The sequence below is a fragment of the Tessaracoccus sp. O5.2 genome, assembly GCF_964266725.1.
GTDB lineage: Bacteria > Actinomycetota > Actinomycetes > Propionibacteriales > Propionibacteriaceae > Arachnia > Arachnia lapidicapta.
This window is the reverse complement of sequence record NZ_CAXWGV010000043.1, coordinates 1-338: the sequence shown is the minus strand read 5'-3', so window position 1 is coordinate 338 and position 338 is coordinate 1. Positions and strand designations below refer to the sequence as shown.

General features: G+C 66.9%; 1 protein-coding gene. It reads right to left on the bottom strand.

From position 1 onward, the window contains the following. Window positions 1-313, bottom strand: a 313-nt coding sequence (locus tag ACFQPD_RS11065; protein ID WP_385900711.1) for a transposase, incomplete at its 3' end; no start/stop codon positions are given. Window positions 314-338: the final 25 nt, after the last annotated feature.

The window sequence follows — 338 nt, the reverse complement described above, 5'->3', positions numbered from 1 at the left end:
AGCGGTGCTGGTGATGCCAGGCGGCCTCAACCAGGAGTCGGCGCGCGTGACTGTTGCCGGTCTTGGTGATCGGCCCGAGCGAGCGGGACTGGCCGGACGAGTTCTCCGAGGGGATCAGGCCGACGAACGAGCCGATCGAGTTGCCGGTGAACCGGGTCCAGTCGCCGATCTCGACCGCCAACCCGAACCCAGTCAGGGTGGAGATCCCGCGCAAACAGCCGAGCCGACGGACGGTGTCGCTCCACGGACTGTCGGCAGCCATCGCGGCGATGCGTTCATCGAGACGATCACGGCGGGCCGTGATCGTGATCACACTGTCGTAGGCTTCGTCGAACGCG